A 24470-nucleotide genomic window follows, 5' to 3' on the forward strand; every position below is an offset into this window, starting at 1 on the left:
CGAGGCCGTCGTGCAGTTGCGCGGCGCCGCGGGCGACCGGCAGGTCGCGGGCGCCCGGGTCGCGGTCGTCTCCAGCGGCGGTCTGACGCCGGGCGGAGCACTGTTGCTGCGCACCGCCTCCTGACCGCCCCGACACGATGGGCTTACCATGACACTCTCCGACTCCGACTTGACCGGTTCCCCATCGGCCGACACCGGTCGACCGGGCTCCGTCCACTCGGCCGACACCGGTCGACCGGGCTCCGTCCACTCGGCCGACACCGGTCGACCGGGCTCGGCTCACGAAGACTCCGCCTCAGTGGAGTCGGTCGTGGACCGATTCGGCGACAGCCCCGTTCCCGTGCTCGCCGACATCGACGGCATCCCGATGTCGGGTCTGATCGCGGAAGTTCCCCGGCCGCGCGCCGTGCTGGTGGCCCTGCACGGCGGAGCGACCAGCGCCGCCTATTTCGACTGCCCCGGCCACCCCGAGCTCTCCCTCATGCGCACGGCGGCACGCCTGGGCTTCACCGTGCTGGCGCTCGACCGCCCCGGTTACGGCGCATCCGCCCCCTTCGCCGAGGACATCGCTCCCGCCGAACGCCGGGTGGACCTGATCTACGCCTCGATCGAGCATCATCTCGCCGAGCGCCCACGCGGCGCGGGTGTGTTCCTGCTCGCCCATTCGGCCGGATGCGAACTGGCGCTGCGGATCGCCGCCGACGATCGTGGCGCCGGACTGCTCGGCCTCGAATTGGCGGGCACCGGCAGGCTGCACCAGCCGGTCGCGCAGGACATCCTCTGGGAGGACAAGGGCCCGCGCCCCTCGGCCTACGGCATCGGCAAACTGCTCTGGCATCCCGAACGCCTGTACTCGGCGTCGGTGCTGGGCGGGGCAAGCATCGCCGCACCCGGCCCGCGCACCGAGGCCGTCGCCGTGCGGGATTGGGCCGGACAGGAGTTCCCCGCACTCGCCGGGCAGGTGCGCATCCCGGTGCGCTTCACCGTCGGCGACCACGAGCGCGTCTGGCGCAACGACCCCGAGGAACTCACCGAGGTGGGCTCGCTCTTCTCCGCCTCCCCGCGGGTGGTCCTCAACTTCCAGCCCAATACCGGGCACAACATCAGCGTGGGACACACCGCCACCGCCTACCATCTGAAGTTGCTTTCGTTCGTCGAGGAATGCGTGGTCGCCGACGCAAACGGCGAATTCTCGGGTCCGGCGACGCAATTCGACGGCAGCGCCGTGGCGCGGCCGGGAACGGTGGACGATGGAACCCCTTGATCTGGCACTCGCGCTGCTGCGCGTCGTCATCGGCGTCACCATGATCGCGCACGGCGTCAACCATTGGATCGGCGGCGGCAAAATCGCCGGCACCGGCCGCTGGTTCGCCAGCCTCGGCCTGCGCAACGGTGTGCTCCAGGCGTGGCTGAGCGTGATCACCGAGATCGGCGCGGGCGTGCTGCTCGTCCTGGGGCTGCTCACCCCCCTCGCGGCCGCCGCAGTCATCTCGGTGATGCTGGTCGCCGGTCTGCTCGCCCACCGCAAGAACGGATTCTTCGTCTTCCGTGAGGGATACGAGTACGTCCTCGTGCTCGCCGTGGCCTGCCTGGCGCTCGGCCTCACCGGCCCCGGCGAACTGTCGATCGATCATCTCGCCGGCATCACCGTCGACGGCTGGGCCGGCGGCGGCATCGCCCTCGGCGTCGGCGTCCTCGGCACCGCGGCCCTGCTCGCGGTCTTCTACCGCCCCGAACCCGCCCCCACGGCGAACCAGACGACCTAGGAGGCGACGTGACGCGCGTCGGATTCATCGGACTCGGCAGCCAAGGCGGACCCATGGCCCGCCGCATCGTCGAGGCAGGCCACCCCACCACCCTGTGGGCCCGACGCGCGGCAAGCCTGGAACCCTTCGCCGACACAGCGGCGGCCATCGCACCAACACCCGCCGCCCTGGCCGCGCGATCCGATCTGGTCTGCCTGTGCGTGGTCGGCGACGACGACGTGCGCCAGGTCCTGTCCGGCCCCGACGGCGTGCTCGCCGGTCTCGCGCCGGGCTCGATCGTCGCCGTGCACGCCACCGTGCACCCCGACACCTGCCGCGAACTCGCGGAAACCACCGCCGCACAGGGCAGCACACTCATCGACGCGCCGGTCAGCGGCGGCGGCATGGGCGCGGCCGCGGGCACCCTGCTGGTGATGGTCGGCGGCCCCACCGACGCGGTCGAGCGCGCCCGCCCGGTCTTCGACAGCTACGCGAACCCCGTCGTCCATCTCGGCGACGTCGGCGCGGGCCAGACCGCCAAGCTCCTCAACAACCTGCTGTTCACGGCGAATCTCGCGACCTCCCGCGCCACCCTCACGCTCGGCGAACAGCTCGGCATCGGCGCGGACCGCCTCGGGGAGGTGATCAGCCACGGCACCGCCAACAGCTTCGCTCTCGGTCGGGTGGTCTCCGCGGGCGGCACGCTGGACCGGCTGGCCGCCCACGCGGGCAACCTCCTGCGCAAAGACGTCGGCCTGGTCGCCGAACTGGCCGACAAGTCGGGCGCGGACGCCGGAGTCGTGCTCCGCACAGCCGACGCCACGCTGGAGATGATGAACCACCCGCGCGGGTAGGGCATTCGAAGGAGCAGTCATGCGTATCGGTTTCGTCGGCGCGGGCCGGATGGGCCGGCCGATGGTCGCCCGGCTGGTGGCCGCCGGGCACGCAGTCCGTGTGCTCGGCCGCTCCGAGGGCGCTCGCGCAGAACTCGCCGATCTCGGCGCGACACCGGTCGATGACCTGCCCGCGGTCGCCGAAGCGGCCGAAGCCGTGGTGGTGTGCGTCTTCACCGACGATCAGGTCCGCGAAGTCTGCCTGGATGGGCCACTGCTGAGTGCCCTGCCCGCGGGTTCGGTGCTCATCGTGCACACCACCGGCAGTCCAGACACCGCGACTGCCCTGGCCGCCGCCACACCCGAGGGCGTGCACGTCGTCGACGCGCCTGTCAGCGGCGGACCGCACGACATCGCCGCCGCGAGGCTCACTGTCATGATCGGCGGGGACGAACGAGCGGTCGGCCTTGCCCAGCCGGTGCTGTCGGCCTACGGCGACCCGTTGGTCCACGTCGGCGCCCTCGGCTCGGGACAGCGCGTCAAGCTTGTGAACAATGCCCTGTTCACCGCCCAGATCGGTCTGATCGCGGAAGCGGTGCGCCTGGGCACCGCTCTCGGCGTAACAGAGGAGGCCCTGCTCTCGGCACTCCCGCACGCCAGTAGCGGCGGGCGCGCGCTCGCGAGCATCGCGGCCAAGGGGTCGGTCGCCGAATTCCACTCCTCAGTAGGCGAATTCGTCCGCAAGGACGTCACTGTGGCGCGTGCACTCGCCGCCGACCTCGGAGTGGATCTGGGCCTGCTCGACACCGCCATCGAGGCGGGCGCGGCCACAGACAGCGCGCCGCTCTCGCGCTGAGCTGCGCCGACCGCCATGCGGTCAGGCGGCAATTCACCTCATCGCGCGGCAGTCCCATGAGTTCGCCCAGATCCGCCATGTCCTGTCAGGATCTGTCGCTAATGTCCCACGCATGGACGCCGCACAGGTACAGAAGAAGCTCGAACTCACTGCTGACGAAGACTTCGTCCTCACGGCGTGGCAGTACCGGATGATGCAGCGCGACATCGCGGCCACGAAGGGCAAGCACCTTCCGTCCAAGCGCGAGGCTCGTAACCTCTTTCGCGACAACGCGGTAGCCGCCATCGCGCACCGCGACCAGGCGGACTGGTCCCCCGCCGTCGCCCAGGTCGTCCACCAGATCGCCGCCGATGGCGAGTCGCCGAATCTCGAGGCGCTCGAATCCGCCGGGCCGGAGATCTCCTCGGTGGTGACGAGAAGGTCGCGCGCTCTGCTGCTGCTCATCGACCTGTACGGCTTCGAGCCGTGGGTGGAGGGCAAGTGGGAAAAGGCCGTCCGCACCGAGCTTCTCTCCGCCGCGCACCAGTCGATGGGTCCCCTCCATCCCGAAGACCTCCCCGCTGTGGAGAACGCCTACCGAGACGCGATCAAGAAGCTGTCGAAGTCGAGCAACTGGACCAAATACGCGCTGCTGGCCGGCGCCGGACTCGGACTCGGCGTCCTGACCGGCGGCCTTGCCGCCCCCGCCATCGCCGGCGCATACGGAGCGATCGTTCTCGGCTATTCGGGAGCGGTCGCCACATCCGCGGGACTGGCCGCGATCGGCGGCGGCTCCCTCGCCGCCGGTGGCCTCGGCATGGCCGGTGGCGCCGCCCTCATCACCGGCTTCAGCGGTGCCGTAGGCGCCGGCGCGGTCACTCTCGCCGGCAAGGCCACCGGATTCACCGCCGCGCGCATCGCCGCCGACGCCATCCGACTCCACGTCGTGACCCAGTTGGTGCTTCGCGATGTCGACGGCAACGAGGAAGCGGCGAAGGCAGTCATCGTCAGCCTCCGCGAGCGAGTCACAACCCTGGGCAAAACCGTCGTCACACTGGCCGAACGCATCGAGACCCTGCGTGCGCAGCTCGACGTCAAACAGGCCGAGTTGAACGCGGAGCGGGAGCAACGCCTGGCAGCCGAAGATCGCCTCGCCCGATTCCGGGTCGTCGCCGACCGGCTCAAAGAACGCGTCACCGGCCCCGAAGACGATGAACTCCAGGCCTGGCTCACCGAACTCGAGGTCCTCGAGGAAGAGAAGAAGACCATCGAGACCCTCGCTCAGGGCGTCGGAGTCCTCGCAGACGACCTGGAGCACACCACGTGAGCATCACCGGCGGCACCTCCAACGATCAGCCCTCACCGATCGATGACGACTATGTCGGCAACTTGGACGCCCTCGCCCGCGACCTCGCCGACATCGAAAAGCTCGCCGCAGCCGCACTTTCCGACAAGCCGGTCGACCACGCCCTGGCCGAACGCGTCTCGAGCACCCCGACCGGCCTGACCTATTCCGATCTCACATCCCACCATCGGCACCGACGCAAAGCCGAGGGATGGGGCGAGGCCGATCTGGCCGACATCCTCGACTCGATCGCGCTCGCGCAACTCGATGGCTGGCGGGCGGCGCAACGGCTTCCGTGGCGACGAGGCGACCTGGTGGTCGTCGGTGTCTCCGCGCTCATCGGCGCGCTGGCGAGCCTCTACGACGACCACGTCGACAGCGCGCTGCTCAGCGGCTTGGCGTTGTTGAAGAAGACGGATCTGGTGCGCCGGTGGGAGCGGCAAACCGCTCGACTCCCCATCGACTACACCGGACCGAACTTCGGCGGCCCGGCACATCGCGTCCGGTCGGCCGGCCACGACATCGGCCGGTTCTTCACCGCCCTCGACCAGATCCGCACCGGAACCTTCGAAGGGACGTGGTGGGACGACGGACAGCGCATGGTCACCCAGGTCACGGCAACTCGCTCCGGTCTGCCGTTCCAGCAAGCCCCCGAACCGCATACGGCTGTCGCGCTTCTGATGAAGCACTGGGTCGCCGACTTCGTGACCCCGATGAGCCTTCCGCTGCCGGGCTGGACGCTTCTGTGCGAAATGTCGAACCGCGACCTACGGGCGTTCGCCAACGACGCTTACGCGGGCTCGAACACCGGCGACGGGCTGAACCTCCGCTCCGGAATCGTGACCCCTGGTCTCGGGATGCTCGCGACCGAGGTCGTCATCCGCACCCACTCACACCTCGACGCCTACCGCTCCACAGGCAGCACACGCTTGGCGACCGCCGCAGCGGCCAAACACACAGAAATGCTGATCGCCGCGCACGCCGCGGCCGGAGCGATCAGTCTGTCGAAGACCGCCGCAGCAGCAGTTGCCGGTGACGCCATCGGCGCCGCTCGCACTCTCAACATTCCAGTTCTGATGCGGATCGGCATGCTGGCGTTGAAAGTCCGCGCCGATGCCGTAGCTCGTGCAGACGCGGGAACGCCGTCGTGGGAACAGTTACTCGCTGCCGAAGCGGCTACGTGGACCCTGCCCGAGGCGTTGGCCATTGCGGACCTGTTGAACGATCCCGCTCGGCAATCGCTCGAGGACGACCCGATCGGCAGGAACTGACAGCGGACGCATGGAGCCTCTTCGATCGACACCCCCGCGCGCCTGTTTCACGCGCCTCCTATCCGGGGAGAGTAGCCAGTGAGTGAGGTTCCCCGCATTGTCGGAGGTGAGCTTCGCCGACTCCGGGGCATCACTATTGCGCTTTGTTCGGGCGAGGATGCTGCGTGCTCCCATCCCGATAGCCTTGCCGGCCAATGCTGCTCCCAGAACGACCACCGGATACAGCAGCCAGGCGCGGACGGTGCCGCGCTGCCGTCTCGCCCGAGATCGAACACTCCACACCGGCCATGCCACCAGAGCGACCGTCGCGGTGATGGCGCCTTCTCGACATCCGCAGGCAGGGTCGGCGGGATCAAGATGGGCAGGGTTAGACGAAGGTGACATGGGCGCTGCTCCTGATGATTCCGACCTGGAGCGGTGACAGGTGGTCGCCTTCGATCTTCTTCTCGTACATCAAATCCTGGGGTGTGGAATTGACGTGCCCGAGCAGGCCGAGCGCATGGCAGATCTCGTGCGCGACCAGCCGCTTCTGATAGAAGGGGTTTGCGATGCCCGTGACCGGATTCGGCAGCGCGGTCACGGGTGGGAAGGGCGCCGGGGGTTGCGCGACTCCGCCTCGGTCGTCCGCGATGACCTCCGGCACGACCCGGTCACGTTCGACCACAACCCAATCCACGAACGGGCCACCGGATGCCCCGATCGTTTGACCGGGGCCATCGTAGCCGACCTCGCGGATGATGTAGATGACTATCGGAGCGCCGATCGAGAACAGTGAGCTGATGCTGGACTGGAACATTCGCAGAGTGGACCACTGGTACCAGGTGCCTTTCAGCCACGCCTCATCCAGGATCAACTCCACCTCGGTCCCCATCCTCGAGGCGTCCTCGGGCGGATCGATGATCGGCTCGTGGTAGGTCACGTGTATCCGAATCTTCGCCCGGGCCTCCAGGATGCGCGCAGTCTCATCCATGACCGGACGTAGGTGACGTTCGAACGCCAGCGGGATACTTCCCTCGCAGAGCGGCACGACGTGGACGCGCAGATGTTTGGTGATACGGATGCCGACCAGACCCGCTACTCCGTCGGCAAGTCCCACGGCGTAGCTGATTATCCAGGCCACCAACCGGATGATGGCGCGCAGCAACCCGCCGAAAAATGGCAAAGCCAAGATGGCGTTGAGGATGGTCGCCAGCACACTCCAGACCGCGACGATAACCTCGCATATGGTCCGGATGATCTTCTGCCAAATCGTCGTTACGATGCGAACGATGAACGTCACGAGTGAGCACAGCCAACTCAGCGGCCAAGGCCACTTCTTACAACGTTTCTCCTGCTTCCGTACCTCCTCGACGACGGTCGTCTCGATCCAGTCCTCGACCTCACGGCAAATCTCCAACGCAACCTCCCAGGTCGAACAATGCCTCCGCGTCAGTGTCATCGCCACGGAACCGACCAGCACGCGTAGAGCACTACCTGATTTCGGAGGCAGTTGCGTCCGCCAAACGCGGTAGCCACGGTAGGCCCTTGGGAGTGCCCTTAAAGCCACTTAAGGCCAGAGGGCTGCTGCACAGATAGGTGGCAAGCTGTCACAGATCGTGCAGCCGCCGTTCGATTCACCCCCGTGAGACTGTTTGCGCGTCTCCTACGCTGGGAGCGTGGCCAGTTCCCCCTTTCTCCCCGAGACCATCGAATACGCGCTCGACAAGGCATGCCGTAGGGCCGGAGTCGATCCGTCGGACGCGGTGATGTTGCGATTGGGTGAGAACGTGCTCTATCGGCTGGCCTCGGTACCGGTGGTGGTCCGGATCGCACGCGGACCTGCGTATCGGATGGATGCGTGCAAGGAGATCGCGGTCGCGAGTTGGCTCGCCTCGCAGGGGATCGCTGGTGCGAGAGTGTTCGAGCTCGGTTGTGAGCAGCCGCTCGATGTCAATGGGCTTCCGGTGACGTTCTGGTCGGTGCTGGCCGGCCGCCCCGGTAATGACGAGGACTCGGAGGCACTGGGCAAGGTACTCCTTACCCTGCACGGATTGGATCGACCGTCATTCGATCTCCCGAGTGTGGAGCCCTTCGGCCGGATGGCAGCCCGTTTGGCTTCCGCACCGATTCCGCGAGCCGACAGCGACCTGCTTCGGCACCGGGTGGCCCAACTGACGGATGAGCTGGCCGCTCTGCGATTCCAGCTGCCATCGGTGGCCGTACACGGAGACGCGCACGTCGGCAACCTCATGATCGTCGACGGTTCACCGGTGTTGATCGACTTCGAGACGTTTGCCTGGGGACCGGCAGAATGGGATCTGGCCAAAATCGCCGCCGAGTGCAGCGTAGGTATGGTCGACCGCCGTCACTATGACGCGTTCGCCACCGCGTACGGTCACGACGTCACTACCTGGTCGGGCTGGCCCGTTCTGCGAGATATCCAGCGCGTCAAGATGGTGAGCTGGCTCGCGCAGAACATCGAGCACTCCGCGCGGGTTCGCGACGAGTACGCGAAGCGAATCGAGACCATCCGCACCGGCGTCGTGGCCGCCCCGTGGCGCGGGTTCTGAATCAGTGCGTTTACGTCGGATGGTATCTCCGTGTGCCATCGTGGAACTCGTCGAACTGCGACGTGTGGTCGGCTCCTCGCGGCAGCCGTTGTCGGAAATCGTTGACGTAGTGAGCAAATCGCGCTGAGCGCAAGCCGGTCGCTTGGCGCACTGCTGTGGTTGCCAGGTTACTCGCGGCGTCGAGATCCCCTGCGAGTAGCGCGACCTGTGATGCGACGATTCCGAGGAATGCGGCGGTACGTGCCGGTGTGGTGTCGAGGATGGCGACTTCAAGGCAGCGCGCGGCTTCGGCCGGCATGCCGAGGTCGCGGAAGCAATGCGCGGTGTCCCCGGCCAGTTCGGCATGGTCGTAATAGGCAATCCAGACTGGTTCGTCGGCGCGGCGGGATTCGATCAGCTGTTCGGCACGCAAGATCGCAGCGACGGCGCCGCTTCGGTCGGAGAGGCTGGACAGGGCGCGTGCTTCCATCATCACGCACATCGTCTCCACCGCTGCGCTCCCACAGCGGTGGAGAGCCGTACGGGCCGCGCGGGCATACATCAACGCATCATCGAAATGCCCCAGGAAGTTCGCTTGATGCGACAGATTGGCCAGCATCTGCGCACCCAACAGGCGATCACCGGCCTCCTGCGCGAGGCGTAGCGCCTGCACGAAGTACCGGGAAGCGGCCGCGTGGCGTCCCGTGTCGTAGCTGCTCCAGCCCAGCAGTTGGACGGTCTCGGCCGCGGCGGCGAATATCTCGCGCCGCGCCTGTCCGGGATGGACGGCATGTAGATGAGGGATGACATCCGATCTGAAGAACTGGACCAATGCACGGTATACGTGACCTCCGCCGCGCTGGAAGTCCTGCGCCTTGATCCGGCTTACAGTGCTGCGAATCTCTTGTGCGACATCGACAGCGAACAGCGGCTGGGACCGGATGCGATCCGGTGACTCACCGAACAAGTACCCGGTCACGACCTGTGCCCCCGCGATCCCGGTGAGCGGTGAGGCTCGGAGGTCGCCGTCTGTGTCGTCATCGAGCGACGCCAGATCATCCAGTAGGGCAATGGCGTCCGCGACCTCGCGCTGAAAAGTATTGCCCTGGCTCAGCGGATCGCCGCCGTACGGGATCGCGAGCACACGTGACAGCAACCGCGCGTGAAATTCATCAGGGCGGACCTTGCCGTTTTCCCATCTGGAGATCGCGATCCGCAGGCTCGAAGCGGACATCAGGCCGACGCCCTGCTCGGTTGCTGCCGCCGTGAGGGCCGCGATCAACACCGGCACGGTCCACCCCCGTGCCCTTCGCGCCTCTCGGATGTCCTCGCCCCGCATTCCCACCTCTGTGTCCATCGCTGTCGCGGTTGCCAATACCTGCTACCTGGTGACGCGCCGAGCAGATCGGTGACGGTGATCGCATCACACTACCGCGATGAAATCGCCCGCTCACAGAGGAATTGGGTACGTTGCCAGCGAATTCGTCTCACCTCCAAGCGATCTGCCAAGCGACGCGGACCTTGTCGACATTGCTCGATCGACGATGCGCCGCAGCGATGCGACATCGCCGTCGTGGGCGGTGACGAGGATGCCTCTTCACTACACCACCCGCGAGATCGATCCTCGGCCTGCACGAAGCCTCGGCGGTTCAGCCCGCTGTCCGGTGGTACATGGCTCACCCGTCGACGCCGGCCAGGAGTTCCGTGTCCCGCTCTATACCGAGCAGTTCGCGGCTGATCCACACGTCGCATACACCCAGATGCGTGAGCGGTTCGGATCACTGGTGCCGGTATGGCTGGCGCCCGGTGTCCCGGCGACATTGGTGATCGGCTACTGGACCGCGTTGAAGATCCTGAACGACCCCGACCACTTCCCCGCCGACCCCCGCGCCTGGCAGCGCGACATCCCCGCGCAGTGCCCGGTATTGCCGATGATGCAGTGGCGTCCGAACGCCCTGCGCAGCAGCGGCATCGAGCACACCCGCTACCGCTCCGCCACCGTGGACGCCCTCGGCCGGGTGGACCTGCGCACCATCCATGCGCTGGTCGACCGGATCGCGGCGGCACTGATCACCAGGTTCTGCGGCGACGGTCGGGCCGATCTGCTCGGCGACTTCACCTTCCCCCTGGTGTTCGAGGTGATCAGCGAGTTGATCGGGTGCGACCCCGACATCAGCGAGCGGGCCGCCACCGGTATGGCGATGCTCTTCGACACCACCGATGCCGCTGAGGGAAACCGGCTCGCGGTGGAGGCGCTGGGTGAACTGGTCGGCCGCAAGCGCGCCCGGCCGGGGAACGACATCACGTCCTGGCTGCTGGCTCATCCCGCTGGTCTCGATGACGAGGAACTCGTCCACCAGCTGTTCACGCTCTATGCGGCGGCGAGTGAGCCGTTGACCAATCTGATCGTCAACACGGTGTCGTTGATGATGACCCGCCCGGATTTCGGAGGCAGGGTCGTCGGCGGCGAGGTCTCGACCCGTGACGCGCTCACCCATGTGCTGTTCCGTGACCCGCCGATCGCGAACTTCTGCATGAGCTATCCGCGTCAACCGCAACTCGTCGACGGCGTGTGGGTGCCGGCGCATCGGCCGATCGTGATCAGCCTGGCCGCCTGCAACAACGACCCGACTGTATTGGGCGGCAACATCTTCGGCAACGAATCGCATCTGGGGCTCGGCGCCGGAGCGCACCGCTGCCCTGCCCGCGCGCTCGCCGAACTGATCGCCGGTGCCGCGATCGACCAACTCCTCGATGCCCTGCCCGACATCGAGCTGGCAGTCCCCGCCGATCGGCTGCGGTGGCGGCCGGGGCCGTTCCATCGGTCTCTGGAAGCCCTGCCCGTCGTCTTCACACCTGTTCCGGCACTGTTCGTTTCGCCCGTCCGCTGAAAGCGAGGCAACCCCTGATGACCGATCTGCACTCCGCTCCTGTCGTGCTGGATGTGACCGGCGCCGATATCCCCGGCGAGGCCATCGGACTGCGCGCACGCGGTCCGCTGGTTCGCGTGGTGCTGCCCGGCGGCATCCCCGCGTGGGCGGTCACCGATCCCGAGGTGATCAAAGACCTGTTCACCGACTGGCGGGTGTCCAAGGACGCCCACCGGCATTGGCCGGAGTTCTCCGCCGGGACGATCCCGTCGGATTGGCCGCTGATCTCCTGGGTGTCGGTGCGCAACATGTTCACCGCCTACGGCATGGATCATCAACGGCTGCGCAAACTCGTCCTGCCCGCGTTCACCGCCCACCGCATCGCCGCACTGCGCCCGCGAATCGCTCGGATCACCAGGGAGCTGCTCGACGGGCTGGCCGCGCGACCGGCCGGCGAGGTGGTCGATCTGCGGGAGGAGTACGCCGCCCAGGTGCCGTTGCGGATGATCACCGAGCTCATGGGAGTCCCCACCGACCTGCGACCACGGCTGCGGGTCTGCGTCGGCGAACTCTTCTCCACCGTGTCCCGGCGCCACCCGCAGGACACCCACGGCGAGATGGTGGACATCCTGACCGCGCTCGTCACCCGCCGCCGCACCGACCCCGGCGACGATATGACCAGCATGCTGATCAGCCATCGCGACAATGGAGACCGACTCAGCGAGGAAGAACTCGTCCACACCCTATTTCTGGTGATCAGCGCCGGCTACGAGACCACGGTGAATCTGCTCGACCAGGCCGTCTACCAGCTCCTGACCCACGCCGGGAATCTGGCACAGCTCCGCGCAGGCGCCTTCACCTGGTCGAACCTCATCGAGGAAACCTTGCGCTACGCGCCACCGGTTCCCAACCTGCCGCTGCGCTACGCGGTCACCGACATCGACATCGCCGATCAGCGGATCGAAGCCGGAGACACGATCCTCGCCTGCTTCGCCGCCGCCAACCGCGCGCCGCACCCGCACGAACCCGACCCTGACACATTCGATCCCACCCGGCCCTCCAAGGGACACCTGTCCTTCGGCTACGGCCCGCACTACTGCCTCGGCGCACCACTGGCGCGCCTGGAAGCGGCGATCGCGCTGCCCGCGCTGTTCGGACGCTTCCCCGACATCGCTCTCGCCGCCGCACCCGACGAATTGAAGACACTGGACAGCTTCGTCTCCCACGGCCACCGATACCTCCCGGTGCGGCTGACCAGGGTGGCCGATGACGGCGGTGATCCGGCCGGTGACGACACCGACGTTCGCGCGTGACACGCCGATGCGGACGCACGGCAGTGGAGGGGACCGCCGTGACCACTGACGCCTCACGACCCGCAATCCCGTGGCCGACCGGTGCCGTCATCCCGATAGACCACGCTCCCAGCATCCGCTCACCCGAGCCCACCGACGCGCGACTCCGCCACGACAACCCGCACTGGCCGGTGCGATCTCCTGGCGACGCCGCCGACGCACTCCGCCTGCACGACGACTGCCCCTGGCATTGCTCGACCCGCGTCGCCGCACTCATCGTCAGCCGCGACGACTACCAGTACTTCCGCCGCCGCGGACACACCGAAAGTGATTCATGGACAACGCACTCGGAGTGATGAACCTCGCCATCAGCGAGTCCGAAGCTGCCGATCGGGATACCCTGCTCGAGCTAGCCGCCGCGCACGACTACCACATCACGGAACTCCTCACCATCGACCACGAGACCTTCATGCCGACCACCCTCATCGCCCACACCGCGCACGCCATCCGCGCGGCCGCGATCCTCGCCCCGAGCCTTACCCATTTCGGCACCGCCACCAGGGCCCTGTCGCTGTCCTGCACACTGGTCGTGCCGCGGACCGTCATCCCGCGCATCCGTGGGTGGACACCCAATCCGTGACCTGAACCGGCACGCAGGGACCGGCCGCCGAGCACGTCGAGGCCCTGACCGCCTCGGCGCCGGACTAACGATTCTCGCCGTGAAATCCGCGGATGCGGGTAGTCGATTGCGAGTCACCACTGACCGATTGCCGTCAACCGGGGTTCTGGTGCAGGCAGTCACGGACCTTACTCGGAGAGTTTTCCTGTCCCAGTGCGCTGCCGGAATCCAGCGGACTGCACAGGTTTGCCTGGATCAGCCCTCAGCCCAGACCGCCGCACTCTGCAACGGGCTCGCGGACGTGGACGCGATCGCCGTTCCACCGAGTTCGCGGGCCACGCGCAGGGCCGAACCGGGGTGCGCAGGCATCGACCGGTACTTTCGCCGGATCGATCGGCGCGTAGACCTCGGCCTCGACGTCCGTGCGCGGCACCGTCCACCAGGTTGGCCCGAGCGGTAACCGTTCAGACGCTGCAACAGCTTCGGTCTCGACCGATGAGGTCATCGGCAGCTTCTATTCCAACGTTACAGTGATTTCACCGACACGGCTGCTGCCGTAACAGCGACCACTGGTCACCGACAGGCCAGGTATGACTCTCAATTACGTTCGCCTGCAACAATTGTCGATCCGCGTCGGTGCCATTGCCGCGGTGACCGCCGCCGGGATGGTCGGGCTCGCGGCGCCCTCCACCGCCAGTCCGCACGACCCGGCCGTTGCGTTCTCGCCGACCCTGACCCGCCTGATTCCGACCAGCTGCTCCGCGATCATCGACGCGGTCACCGTGCCACAACAGGCGGCGGGCACGTTCGGCGTGCGGGTGAAGGTCACCCAGACCGGGGAAGGCTGCTCGGACTGGAAAGTCGCCGTGCGCTTCAAGAATCTGGATTCCGGGTATGCGGACGGCCAGCAGCACCGCGTCGTGAACGGTGTCGTCCAGAACACGGTGGACGGCGTGATCGTCGGCTTCGGCACGGCGCCGGGCGTCGGCCGGGTGGAGGCCCGGATCGTCGCGCTGGACTCGAACGACAAAGAGCTGGAGCAGATTCCGGGTACAGCTTCGTTCTCACTGAGCTGACCGAGTGCGCCGTGTCCCGGATTCCGGGACACGGCGTCATCCGCGCCGTCGCGGCCTGAATCCACCGGGCACTCCATGTCGTCTCAGAAGACCACGTTCACGGCTCCCGGCGCGCTATCCACAGGTGCGGGTCGTCGATCTCCAGGGGCGATCGATCCCCGCCTGTCGGCGGCGCGGCCGACGCGATACTCGCGGGGACCATGCCGCGATAGTCCTCCAATGCCAGTGCGCGCCCGATTGCCGGCGGGTCACAGGCGGCGGCCTCGTCCAGCCAAACCACCGCTTGTCGCCAAACCTCGTCGCGGACCAGGGAGTGCTCGGTCGGGATGGCCGTCCCACCGAGTTCGGGGGCGAGGACCAATGTCGCGCCGAGGTGGTAGAGGCATCGGCCGGTACCCGCAGGGTCGTCCAGCGCTCGGTAGCCGGTGAGCGCGATGAGCCAACTGTGCACGGCAGCAACGGAATCGCCGCGCGCCCAGTGCACGGCACCGGCGATCTCGTGGGCGTGCACCCGGCCGCTCGGATCGCGACCGCCTTCGGTTCGGGCGAACACCAGGTCCAAGCGGTCGCCTGCGGCTTCGAATCTGCCTGCGGCCAGCTCGGCCACCGCCAGATTGATCAGCACGCAGACTTCGGCCTCGACATCGGTACGCGGCAGCATCCACCAGACCCGCTCGAGTCGACGGGCGAGCAGACCCGCGTGTTCGGGCGCGTCGCCGAAGTCGCTGAGCGCACTCTCGTGCTCCCAGCGGGCGGCGACACCGGTCGACCACTGTCGGGGCCGGAAACGGCGCGTCGGGGTCGTCCGGCCGCCGCGTAGCTGCAACAGCGCGCCATGCAGGGGAAACGCGCTCATACCGGGGATCGCGGCCATGTGCCGGCACAGTTCGGCGAACTGGTCCCCGGTGGGGGTCCCGGCCGCGGACAGGGTGTACCAGATCTCGAGGGCGTCGGCGACGCGCGCCAACTCCGGCAGCGCCGAGAAGGGAATCCGATCACGCAGGTCCGGTGCGGCGCAGGCCGCGGCCAGGTCGTACAGCTCGCGCGCATGCGCGGTGAACCATCGCCGGGCAGCCGGCGCGTAGCCGGGGTGACCGAGCGCGACCACACGCACGCTCGCGCATTCGGCGTGGTGGCGCAGTAGCGCGCAGATCGCAGCCGCCCAGGCCGGGTTCGCGTACACCGCGGCACGTGGCGGGTTCTCCGACATCATGTTCACCCAGTGGCGGCCCGCGGACGGCTCGGTCAGCACTCTGTCCCGATGCCATCTTGCGATCACAGCACCCGCCGTGTCCGGCTGGGGCGAACCGACGGCGGGCGGGCGGTGCCGCACCTGCGCGATGGCCGACGCGACCGCCAGCAGGGCCGCGCTGTCGTAGTCGGATACCGGGAGCTCGCGCAGGATCGCCGCGTCCGGCCACTGCTGGTGGGCGACCGAGGTGGGCGGCGTAGCACCGGGCGGGGGCCCGATGCCGCCCACCTGCACGCCGGGTTGGTTCAATGCGGCCAGCAGTTCTCGCGTGCGCGCCAGTCGCTCGCCGTCACGGCGTCGCGCATACCAGCGATATCCGGCGAACAGCAGCCCACCGGCCACCAGCAGCACCGAGAAGACTCGCAGGGTGTCGGCGACGGTTTTCACCGCCTCGACATCCCCGAACGAATCCACGACCAGCGTGCGGCCCAGTTCCAGAGTGATGGCGGTGGAGATAACCGGCGCGGTCCCCAGAATGCCGCGCCAGAGCGTGGACCGGGGTGCGGCGCCGCCGCGGCCGGCAGGCTCGCTCTGCTCAGGCAGGTCGCTCATCGCACCGCTCCCCCGGTCAGGCCGGGCACCATCCAGCGCCGCCAGGTCACCAGCAGCAACACCACCGGCACTACGGCGGAGAGCAGCGAGCCGGCGGCCAGACGCGCGGAGTTCTCCTCGAACTGACGCGCCTCACCCCACAGCAGCAGCGACCAGGGACTGCCGCCGGCGCCGCCGAGCAGAAACCCGACGGTGAAGTCGTTCCAGACCTGGACCAGCTGCAACACCGCGACCGCGCCGAGCGCGGGCCAGGTGGAGTCGAGCACTCGCCGCACCGTGGTCGCGTGGGTGGCCAGCCCGTGCAGGGCGTCGGCGGCTGGACCGTCGCCCGGCGCGGGCAGCGAGGCGCGCAGGATGAGGATGGCGATCGGAAGTCCTGCCGCGGCGTGCACCAGGATCAGCGGGCCCTGGGTGCCGTAGAGCCCCCAGCGCTCGACGACCCACACGATCGGGCCGAGATAGACCTGGACAGGCAGCACCGCGAGCACCACCAGGCCGACCACCACCGCACGCGCCCACCCGCTGCCCGCGCGGCGCGCGGCGAGCCGGTGTGCGGCCGGCACAGCGGCGGTCAGGACGAGCAGCGTGGTCGCCAGTGCGACCCATCCCGTCGAGGCCAGCGATCGCATCAGCGCCTCGTCGCGCACCAGGCCGCTCACCGCGTCCAGCTGGAATCCGTAGGGGCCGTAGAAGGCGGCGGAGACCAGAACCAGTATCGGGCAGGCGAACACGAGGAAGACGACCACCGCCGCGACGATCCGCCGGGGGCCCGGCCGCCGGTGGATGTCGTGCGGACGGGGTGTGTCCCCGGCAGCACGAGCGGGTCGGCCGCCCGTATCGCTCTGGAAGTACCAGGCGATCACGCCGACCAGGGCGACCAGCGGCAGCGCGTAGACCGCTTCCGGCCCGAAGCTCGCGTCCGAATCGGTCGCCATGCGCCACCAGAACACCGTCGCACCCTGGTTCCATCCCTGCAGCGACCACGGCACGCCGATGAGCACGGCGTCGAACATGCGCGCGGCGGCGACGCCGATGCCGACCGCGAGGACGAGCAGCACCGGCCGTAGCTCCCGCAGCATCCGCCGGTGCCGCTCCCACCGGCTCCTGGCCGCGGCCATACCCGCCTCGCGCACCGGATCCGCTCGAACGGTCAGCACGCCGTCGCGGAGCAGGGCGGCGGCGAAGCCGAACCAGGTCCACGCGAACGCGACCGGAGGCAGCAGGCAGAACCACCAGAACATCGCGGGCTGGGAACCGATGTCGAAGTAATCGGCCAGTCGCTGGAAGATCAGCCGGAATGCCACGCCCGACACCAGGGCGGCCACCGCGCACGGCGCGACCGTCGGCAGCCACATCCACCACCGGTCCCCGAACCGCTGCGCGACGAACAGGGCTACAGCCACCAGCCCCACGGACAAGACCACCATCAGCAGTGTGAAGAGATAAGCGCGTGCGCCGGCCGGGTCCAGGTGCGATCCCACGGTCCCGATCACCGCCGTCAGGACCACACCCGTGACCACCGGTAGCGCCGCCCGCACCACCGGCCGCGGGCTGCCCGACTGCTGGCCGCCCGCTGGGTCCGCACGTCGGAGGTGGCGCCCCACCAGGACCGCCGCCACCACCGCCGCCACCCCGACGGCACACCACAGAGGCACCGCGGGTGTGGTCGCGACCGCGAAACCGATGGTGATCGCGGTCGGGACGACCAGGACGGTGAGGATCAGCACCGCGGCGGGTACCGGCCACAGCAGACTCGCCCAGCGCATGGGATGCGGGCCCGGCACCGGCGCGCCGCGCATCGGCCGCAGCGCCAGCTCCATTCGCAGTCCGTGGGCGCGAATCTCGGGATTCGCGCTCATCGCCGCCGCCGTTCGAATGCGTCCAGCGCCAGCACCGCCCGATCCACGGCGGGCTCCACCGGACCGGCGCCGTCACCGACCTCCTTCAGGAAATCGACCAGTACCGGCCACAGCCCGTCGCGGCCACCCATCGCACCCACCCGCTCGGACAACTCGAAGACCCGGTGCGAGGCCAGTTCCTCGGCCACCGGCCGCAGAAATCGCGAATAGCTCGACTCGGTGCGCTGATTCGGCCCGAGAAAACCGCCGTACTTCTCGATCCATGGCGCCGGGGCCTGCGGCGCGGCCAGGGCGGCGACCACCTCGACCGCCGCTGGTTTCGCCCGCGCCGTCACCACGGCGACATCACCGCCGACGATGCGTGGCCGGGTGCCGTCGGCACGCACCGGTGGAAACCAGGTGGTGCCGACCACCTCGTCGGAACGCTTCGCGTGGCGCAGGCACCGGCGCACGATCGGCTCGGCGAAGTCGGGCATGGCCACCATCACCGCGGTGCGGTGGTCGAAGACCTCACGGACCGCGTCGGGGAACTGCCGGGTCAGCGCATGCCCGGTGCCCCGCGCCGCGCGCACGCCCCAGAGCGCGCCCAGCTTGCTCAGCGCCGCGCGCACCGACGGCCTGTCCCAGCGCCGCGGCGTCGCGCCGTCGGCCAATACGTCGTAGTCCTCGCGTGATTCGGCCAGCAGCATGTTCTCGAAGCTGTCGGTCAGCACCCATCCGTCGGCCCCGGCCAGCGCCAGAAAACGCACCGGGCCGCCGGACAGGTCCGCGGCGGCGCGAATCCAGTCCTCGACGGTGTAGCCGGCCGGATCACCGAGTCCGTACTCGTCGACGGCCTCCCGGTCGAACCACACCAGCGATTTCGCCGATGCCTTGAACGGCACGCCGTAGGGTTTGCCGTCGCGGAACAGCAACTGCCGCCAGTAGTCGGCGTAGTTCGGCGTCTCGGGCTCCGCCCCCGGCGACCTGTGCTCCTCCGACGACCTCTGCTCTCCCGACGACCTCTGCTCTCCCGACGACCACAGCGTCGCGGGCAGTGCCCGCAGTCGCCCCTGTCCCGCCAGCGCGTGCACGCGCCCGACCTGCGGCATCATCACGATGTCCGGGGCGGCGCGGCCGCCCGACCCGACCGCGGTGTCGATGTCGTCCCCCAGCGGAACCACGCGCACATCGCCACCCACATCGAGTGCTTCCAGAACGCGACGGAAGGCCGCCAGCTCGCTCCCGCTCCACGACACCGCGATGCGCACCGCATCGGAGTCGTCCAACAGCCCGGGAGCACATCCCGCCGTCAGTGGTAGCAACGCCGCCGCCCGCAGCGCCGATCTGCGCGAGACCATGATCCCCCGATCCCCCGGTCCGCCAATCGATTCCGATTATGCCCCGCCCGCGGGCGGGGCACAGCGGATCGGGCGAGCTCACTCCATCTCGATCGCCCGCTCCGGGCACGCCCCGATCGCCTCGTCCACCACCTTCTCGAATCGCTCGGGAACCTCCCCGACGATGACCTCGGCATAGCCGTCGTCGTTGATGTCGAAGACCTCCGGGCACAGGGTCACGCACACCCCGTGCCCCCGGCACCGATCCGCATCCACGGTGACCTTCATGCGCCCGCCTCCTCCACCACGTCGAATTCCAGGTGCAGCTTGGTCAGCCCGCGCAGGATGAACGTGGGCAGATAGTCGAAATCCCGCGCGTCGGCGGGGCCGTGCACGGACTCGTCGATGCGGATGTCGCTGGTTCGGGCCAGCAGGCGTTCGAGTGCGACGCGGGCTTCGGCGCGGGCCAGCGGCGCGCCGGGGCAGGTGTGCGGGCCGCGGCCGAAGGAGATGTGGGAGCGGGCATTCGAGCGCGCCGGGTCGAACTCGGAGGGGTCGGTGAAGCGGCGTGGATCGCGATTGGCGGCGCCGTTGACGACCATGAGGATGCTGCCCTGCGCCACCGGCACCCCGCCGACGGTGGTGTCCACCTTCGCCAGCCGGAAGTCACCCTTCACCGGGCTTTCCGCGCGCAGCGACTCCTCGATGAAGTTCTGGATCCGGCTGGTGTCCGCGCGCAGGTAGGCCTGCAGTTCGCGGTCCTCGGCGAGCTTGCGGAAGGCCGAGCCGAGCAGACGCACGGTGGTTTCCTGACCTGCGGAGAACAGATTCGCCGCCACCCGCACCACGTCGAGCACCTCGGGTTCGGAGCCGTCGGGGAAGGTGGCGACCGCCATGCTGGTCAGCACATCCTCGCGGGGCTCGCGGCGGCGCTGCTCGATATAGCCGGAGAACTTCCCGTAGAGGAACTCGATCGGGTTGTGCTGCATGCCTTCGCCCTCGGTGCTGCCCACGCTGCTGTTCGCGCGGTGCTCACGCTGGAGTGCGTGCAGGAATTCCTCCTGATCCTCCGGCGGCACGCCGAGCAGGTCGGCGATCACGTAGAGGGTGAACGGGCCGGCGAAGTCGCGGACCAGATCGCCCTTGCCCGCGGCGAGGTAGTCGTCGAGGACGCGGTCGGCGATCGACCACATCGCCTCTTCGTTCTCCTTGAGCCGCTTCGGGGTGATCAGGCGCATGAGCAGAGCACGGTGCGCGGTGTGGGTCGGGGGGTCGAGGGTGGGCAGCTGATCGCTCATCGGCAGCTTGTCGCGGTGCTCGGCGATGAGCTCGTCGACATTGTCGACGCCTGCCAGCGGAACCGGAAAGCCGGGGAACGGGCCGGTCACCGAGATGCACGAGGAGAAGCGCTCGACATCGTTGTAGACCTCGAGGGCTTCCTCGTAGCCGGTCACCATCACCACGTCGTGATGGTTCTCCTTCTGCACCGGGCACTGCGCGCGCAACGAGTCGAAGTACGGATACGGATCGGCGACCAGCTCCTGCCCGAGGAAGAAGTCCAGATCCTGAAAGTTGTTCGCCACTCGACGTTTCCCTTCGACACCCACGGGCTCAGACATTCTCCGGCTCACCAGCCCGGCGATCAGTTCCGGCCGGTAGACTTTCATAGTTGAGAATACGACTCTCATCTGTGAGTATGAGATTTCCACACCGCCGCCCGTGCGTCAACTCCGGAAGGCCGTTCCATGCCCCTCGATCTCACCTCCGAGCAGCGGTTGTTCCGCGACACCACCCGCGAATTCCTCGCCGGGACGGTCCCCCTTCCGACGGTCCGCGCGCTGGCCGACACCGAAGCCGGCTTCGACCGCACCTGGTGGCGCCGGGCCGCCGAACTCGGCTGGACGGCGCCGCTGGCGAACGAAAGTACAGGCGGCGGAAGCATTTCCGGCAGTCCGCTGACCGATCTCACCCTCGTCGCCGAGCAACTCGGCGCCGCCTGCGCCCCCGGACCTTTCATCACCGTGAGCGCGGCCCTGTCCGGACTGGCTTCCGCACCCGCCCACTGCGCCGACACCATCGGCGCCGTCGTGGCCGGGGAAACCGTCCTCTCCTGGGCTGTCTACGAACCGGGGCGCGGCCTCGACGTCCTCACCGGCTGCGGCTCGGCCGCCGACGTGCCGCTCACCGGAACCATCGCCGCACCGCATTCCGGCGGCTATCGGCTCACCGGCGTCAAGGATCGCGTGGAGGCCGCAGACCGAGCCGATCTCTTCCTGGTCAGCGCGCTCGGCGCCGAGGGGCCCGTCCAACTGCTCGTCCCCGCCGACGCCCCGGGAGTCACGGTCTCCCCCGGTTGGACGCTGGATCTCGTCCGCCGTACCGGCCGGGTGAGCTTCGAGGACGTGCTCCTGCCCGACGAGGCCGTCGTGCACGTCGGCGACGCGGCGGCGAGCGCCGTCCGAACGCAGTTACGCACGGCCGCCGTCCTCACCGCCGCCGAAAGCGTCGGAGCCACCGACCGCGCCCTCACCGCCACCCTCGGCTGGCTGCTCGACCGCTACACCTTCGGCCGCCCGCTGGCCTCCTACCAGGCCCTCAAGCATCGGATGGCCGACAACAAGACCTGGCTGGAGGCTTCCCGCGCCACCACCTACGCCGCGGCCGAGCTGATCGACGCCGCCGACCCGGGCGCCGCCGAGGCCGTGAGTATCGCGAAATCCTATGTGGGCGCGAAGACCCCGGCGATCGTCCAGGACTGCGTGCAGTTGCACGGCGGCATCGGCGTCACCTGGGAACACGATCTACACCTGTATCTGCGCCGGGTCACCCTGGGCCGCGCGCTCTACGGCACCCCCGAGGAGCACCGCCGCCACATCACCGACCTCATCGACCGCGCCGCCGCCTGAGCCTCGTCCGTCACCCGAAGGACCCCACCATGTCCGACCCCGCCATGTCTCTCACCGCCACGACCACCGATCTCGAGCCCGTAGCCGAGTTCCGCGCCCGCGCCCGCGCCTGGCTGCGTGACAACCTGCCGGCCGTCCCCGCCGACGCGGGCAAGACCGACACCGAGGAAGCCTGGGACCGCGCCCGCCACCTGCAGCGCATCCTGCACGACGGCGGTTTCGCCGGCATCTGCTTCCCCAGGGAGTACGGCGGCCTCGGGCTCACTGCCGCTCACCAGGCCGCCTTCACCGAGGAATCGCTGCCCTACGAGATGCCGGTGATCCTCAACGTCCCCACCTTGGCGATCTGCGCGGCGACCCTGCTCGACATCGGCACCGAGGAACAGAAACTCGCCCACCTGCCCGAGGTGCTGCGCGGCGCGCAAGTCATGGTGCAGTTCCTCTCCGAACCCAACGGCGGCTCCGACCTCGCCGGTCTCACCACCCGCGCCGACCGCGACGGCGACCGCTGGATCCTCAACGGCTCCAAGATCTGGAGTTCGGGCGCCTATGCCGCCGACTACGGCCTGTGCCTAACCAGGACGAACTGGGAGGTGCCCAAACATCGGGGCCTGACCCTGTTCCTGGTCCCGGTGCATGCCGAGGGCGTCACGGTGCAGCGGATCAAGCAGGTCACCGGCTCCACCGAGTTCTGCCAGGAGTTCTTCGACGACGTCGCCCTGCCCGACGAGGCGGTGGTCGGCGCGGTCGACGGCGGCTGGGAGGCCGCTTCACGCCTGCTGCTCCACGAACGCGCCGCACTCGGCGGCACCTCGCCGTTCACCAGTGGCGCCCGGCCGCACCTGGGTGGCGAAGTCGACCGTCTGGTGCGGCTGGCCCGAGCGGGCGGGCACTGGCAGGACCCGCGCACCCGCGAGGACATCGGCGAGGCCAGAGCCATGAATGTGGTGCGCGACCAGCTCATCGCCCACGTCTCCGCGGCCATCGGCCGGGGCGAGCTCCCCCCGTCGGCCGGAGCGATCACCCGCCTGTTCACCGCCGAGAACGCCTGGCTGCACACCGATATGGCGGTGCGCATCGCCGGTTCGGCGGCCGCCACCCACCACCCCGGCGACCCGGTCGACACCGCCGAGATCGGCACCGACTACCTGTTCCGCGCGGCATGGAGCCTGGCGGGCGGCAGCACCGAGATGGCACGCAATGTCATCAGCGAACGGGTGCTCGGTATGCCGCGCGAGCACGCGAACGACAAGGACGTGCCGTTCAACCAGGTGCCGCGCGGGCGTTCGTCCTCGGCTCGGTGACACGGTGGACCTCGAACCCGACCTGCTGATCCGCAGGCACGAGGCAGTGAGCATCGTCGTGCTCAACCGCCCGCGGGCGCGCAACGCGCTCACGGTGGCGATGATGCACGGCATCGGCGCCGCCGCCGTGGCCGCCGAAGCCGATCCCGGCATCCGGGCCCTGCTGCTCGTCGGCGCCGGCGACCGCGCGTTCAGCTCCGGAATGGACCTGCGCGCCTTCGCCTCCGGAGACTCCTTCGATGAGAACCACCCGGCCGCCGCCGCCTACCTGCGCCTGTCCCGCGGCGAACTCCGCATCCCCGTCATCGCCGCGGCCAACGGACCCGCGCTCGGCGGCGGCTTCGAATTGCTGCTCGGCGGTGACATCCTCGTCGCCGCCGACTCCGCCACCTTCGCCTTCCCCGAGGTCCGCCGCGGCCTGTTCCCCGGCGGGAGCGGCACCGCCGTCGGCACCCGCATCCCGTTGAACATCGCCCTGGAGCTCACCCTCACCGGCGCGCCGATGACCGCGACGCGCGGTTACGAACTGGGATTGGTCAACGCCGTGGTGCCCGCCGCGAAAGTGTTCGACACGGCACTGGACTATGCCCTGCGCGTCGCAGGCAACGCGCCGCTCGGGCTGGCGGCCTGCAAAGAACTGGTGCGCCTGACGGTCACCGACTCGGCGAAAGTGACCGAGCGGCTGGAATATTGGCAGCGCACGGTCTTCACCAGCGCGGACGCGAGCGAAGGCGCGAGTGCGTTCCTGGAGAAGCGTTCGCCGCGCTGGCGCGGCCGCTGAGCCACGCGGGCCGAACCGCCGTCGCCGCGACGCGGTCCGGCGACCTCCGACGGCCGGCCCGGCCTCCTCGGCCGCCCCGCGCC

At 68.7% G+C, this 24470-nt stretch carries 22 protein-coding genes; 15 read left to right on the forward strand and 7 right to left on the reverse strand.

Annotation, left to right across the window (positions count from 1 at the left end):
* The 7 genes from ON26_RS35160 to ON26_RS28040 all read left to right on the forward strand — a co-directional run.
* A partial coding sequence (locus ON26_RS35160; protein WP_373280968.1) for a thiolase C-terminal domain-containing protein occupies positions 1 to 124 on the forward strand: 124 nt, incomplete at its 5' end.
* Positions 125 to 367: 243 nt separating this feature from the next.
* A complete protein-coding gene (locus ON26_RS28015; RefSeq protein ID WP_083884411.1) occupies positions 368 to 1264 on the forward strand; it encodes an alpha/beta hydrolase in 897 nt (298 codons plus the stop codon).
* Positions 1251 to 1766, forward strand: a complete 516-nt coding sequence (locus ON26_RS28020) for a DoxX family protein (RefSeq protein ID WP_040800813.1) — start codon at positions 1251 to 1253, stop codon at positions 1764 to 1766. Before ON26_RS28015 ends, ON26_RS28020 begins: the two co-directional genes overlap by 14 nt.
* 8 nt (positions 1767 to 1774) lie before the next feature.
* Positions 1775 to 2599, forward strand: coding sequence for an NAD(P)-dependent oxidoreductase (locus ON26_RS28025; protein WP_040800815.1), 825 nt, complete (start codon positions 1775 to 1777; stop codon positions 2597 to 2599).
* 19 nt (positions 2600 to 2618) lie between these two features.
* Positions 2619 to 3434 carry an NAD(P)-dependent oxidoreductase gene (locus ON26_RS28030; protein WP_040800817.1) on the forward strand — a complete coding sequence of 272 codons (816 nt, stop codon included), beginning with the start codon at positions 2619 to 2621 and terminating at the stop codon, positions 3432 to 3434.
* Between the two features lie 112 nt (positions 3435 to 3546).
* Positions 3547 to 4740 carry a hypothetical protein gene (locus tag ON26_RS28035; RefSeq protein WP_040800819.1) on the forward strand — a complete coding sequence of 398 codons (1194 nt, stop codon included), beginning with the start codon at positions 3547 to 3549 and terminating at the stop codon, positions 4738 to 4740.
* Positions 4737 to 6029 carry a hypothetical protein gene (locus tag ON26_RS28040; RefSeq protein WP_051027758.1) on the forward strand — a complete coding sequence of 431 codons (1293 nt, stop codon included), beginning with the start codon at positions 4737 to 4739 and terminating at the stop codon, positions 6027 to 6029. Before ON26_RS28035 ends, ON26_RS28040 begins: the two co-directional genes overlap by 4 nt.
* Positions 6030 to 6396: 367 nt before the next feature.
* Here the strand turns inward: ON26_RS28040 and ON26_RS28045 are convergent, their stop codons facing one another.
* Complete coding sequence (locus ON26_RS28045; protein ID WP_040800822.1) at positions 6397 to 7488, reverse strand: zinc metalloprotease; 1092 nt, start codon at positions 7486 to 7488, stop codon at positions 6397 to 6399.
* 196 nt (positions 7489 to 7684) lie between these two features.
* On the opposite strand from ON26_RS28045, the gene ON26_RS28050 reads away from it, so the two are divergent.
* Positions 7685 to 8578: an aminoglycoside phosphotransferase family protein gene (locus ON26_RS28050; protein WP_157172042.1), complete on the forward strand. Its 894-nt coding sequence runs from the start codon at positions 7685 to 7687 to the stop codon at positions 8576 to 8578.
* A gap of 10 nt (positions 8579 to 8588) precedes the next feature.
* On the opposite strand, the gene ON26_RS28055 is transcribed toward ON26_RS28050, so the two are convergent.
* Positions 8589 to 9914 carry a helix-turn-helix domain-containing protein gene (locus ON26_RS28055; RefSeq protein ID WP_505770735.1) on the reverse strand — a complete coding sequence of 442 codons (1326 nt, stop codon included), beginning with the start codon at positions 9912 to 9914 and terminating at the stop codon, positions 8589 to 8591.
* 403 nt (positions 9915 to 10317) lie between these two features.
* Here ON26_RS28055 and ON26_RS28060 point away from each other — a divergent pair, with 403 nt between their 5' ends.
* The 4 genes from ON26_RS28060 to ON26_RS28075 all read left to right on the forward strand — a co-directional run bounded on the left by ON26_RS28060 (position 10318) and on the right by ON26_RS28075 (position 14414).
* Complete coding sequence (locus ON26_RS28060; RefSeq protein WP_306307261.1) at positions 10318 to 11448, forward strand: cytochrome P450; 1131 nt, start codon at positions 10318 to 10320, stop codon at positions 11446 to 11448.
* A gap of 17 nt (positions 11449 to 11465) precedes the next feature.
* Entirely contained in the window at positions 11466 to 12740 is a 1275-nt protein-coding gene (locus ON26_RS28065; protein WP_051027766.1) for a cytochrome P450 family protein, read from the forward strand.
* Between the two features lie 313 nt (positions 12741 to 13053).
* Entirely contained in the window at positions 13054 to 13359 is a 306-nt protein-coding gene (locus ON26_RS28070; protein WP_040800825.1) for a hypothetical protein, read from the forward strand.
* 569 nt (positions 13360 to 13928) lie between these two features.
* Positions 13929 to 14414: a hypothetical protein gene (locus tag ON26_RS28075; RefSeq protein WP_051027768.1), complete on the forward strand. Its 486-nt coding sequence runs from the start codon at positions 13929 to 13931 to the stop codon at positions 14412 to 14414.
* 97 nt (positions 14415 to 14511) lie between these two features.
* Here ON26_RS28075 and ON26_RS28080 read toward each other — a convergent pair whose 3' ends face one another.
* The 5 genes from ON26_RS28080 to ON26_RS28100 form a co-directional block, all read right to left on the reverse strand.
* Positions 14512 to 16218, reverse strand: coding sequence for a hypothetical protein (locus tag ON26_RS28080; RefSeq protein WP_040800827.1), 1707 nt, complete (start codon positions 16216 to 16218; stop codon positions 14512 to 14514).
* Positions 16215 to 18077 carry a hypothetical protein gene (locus ON26_RS28085; RefSeq protein ID WP_040800829.1) on the reverse strand — a complete coding sequence of 621 codons (1863 nt, stop codon included), beginning with the start codon at positions 18075 to 18077 and terminating at the stop codon, positions 16215 to 16217. Before ON26_RS28085 ends, ON26_RS28080 begins: the two co-directional genes overlap by 4 nt.
* The gene (locus tag ON26_RS28090) at positions 18074 to 19417 is read right to left on the reverse strand and encodes an ABC transporter substrate-binding protein (RefSeq protein ID WP_040800831.1); all 1344 of its coding nucleotides are present in this window, start codon (positions 19415 to 19417) and stop codon (positions 18074 to 18076) included. The genes ON26_RS28085 and ON26_RS28090 overlap by 4 nt, the downstream gene beginning before the upstream one ends.
* 78 nt (positions 19418 to 19495) lie before the next feature.
* Positions 19496 to 19684 (reverse strand): ferredoxin, encoded by a 189-nt coding sequence (locus ON26_RS28095; protein WP_040800833.1) that lies wholly within the window; start codon positions 19682 to 19684, stop codon positions 19496 to 19498.
* Positions 19681 to 20979 (reverse strand): cytochrome P450, encoded by a 1299-nt coding sequence (locus ON26_RS28100; protein ID WP_040800835.1) that lies wholly within the window; start codon positions 20977 to 20979, stop codon positions 19681 to 19683. The genes ON26_RS28095 and ON26_RS28100 overlap by 4 nt, the downstream gene beginning before the upstream one ends.
* Positions 20980 to 21141: 162 nt before the next feature.
* Between ON26_RS28100 and ON26_RS28105 the strand changes: the two genes are divergently transcribed.
* The 3 genes from ON26_RS28105 to ON26_RS28115 are packed head-to-tail and all read left to right on the forward strand — an operon-like array spanning position 21142 to position 24387.
* Positions 21142 to 22302: an acyl-CoA dehydrogenase family protein gene (locus ON26_RS28105; protein ID WP_040800838.1), complete on the forward strand. Its 1161-nt coding sequence runs from the start codon at positions 21142 to 21144 to the stop codon at positions 22300 to 22302.
* Positions 22303 to 22331: 29 nt separating this feature from the next.
* Positions 22332 to 23606 carry an acyl-CoA dehydrogenase family protein gene (locus ON26_RS28110; RefSeq protein WP_245546102.1) on the forward strand — a complete coding sequence of 425 codons (1275 nt, stop codon included), beginning with the start codon at positions 22332 to 22334 and terminating at the stop codon, positions 23604 to 23606.
* A gap of 4 nt (positions 23607 to 23610) precedes the next feature.
* Positions 23611 to 24387: an enoyl-CoA hydratase-related protein gene (locus ON26_RS28115; protein ID WP_040800840.1), complete on the forward strand. Its 777-nt coding sequence runs from the start codon at positions 23611 to 23613 to the stop codon at positions 24385 to 24387.
* Positions 24388 to 24470: the final 83 nt, after the last annotated feature.

The sequence above is a fragment of the Nocardia higoensis NBRC 100133 genome (assembly GCF_000308595.1).
GTDB classification, from domain to species: Bacteria; Actinomycetota; Actinomycetes; order Mycobacteriales; family Mycobacteriaceae; genus Nocardia; species Nocardia higoensis.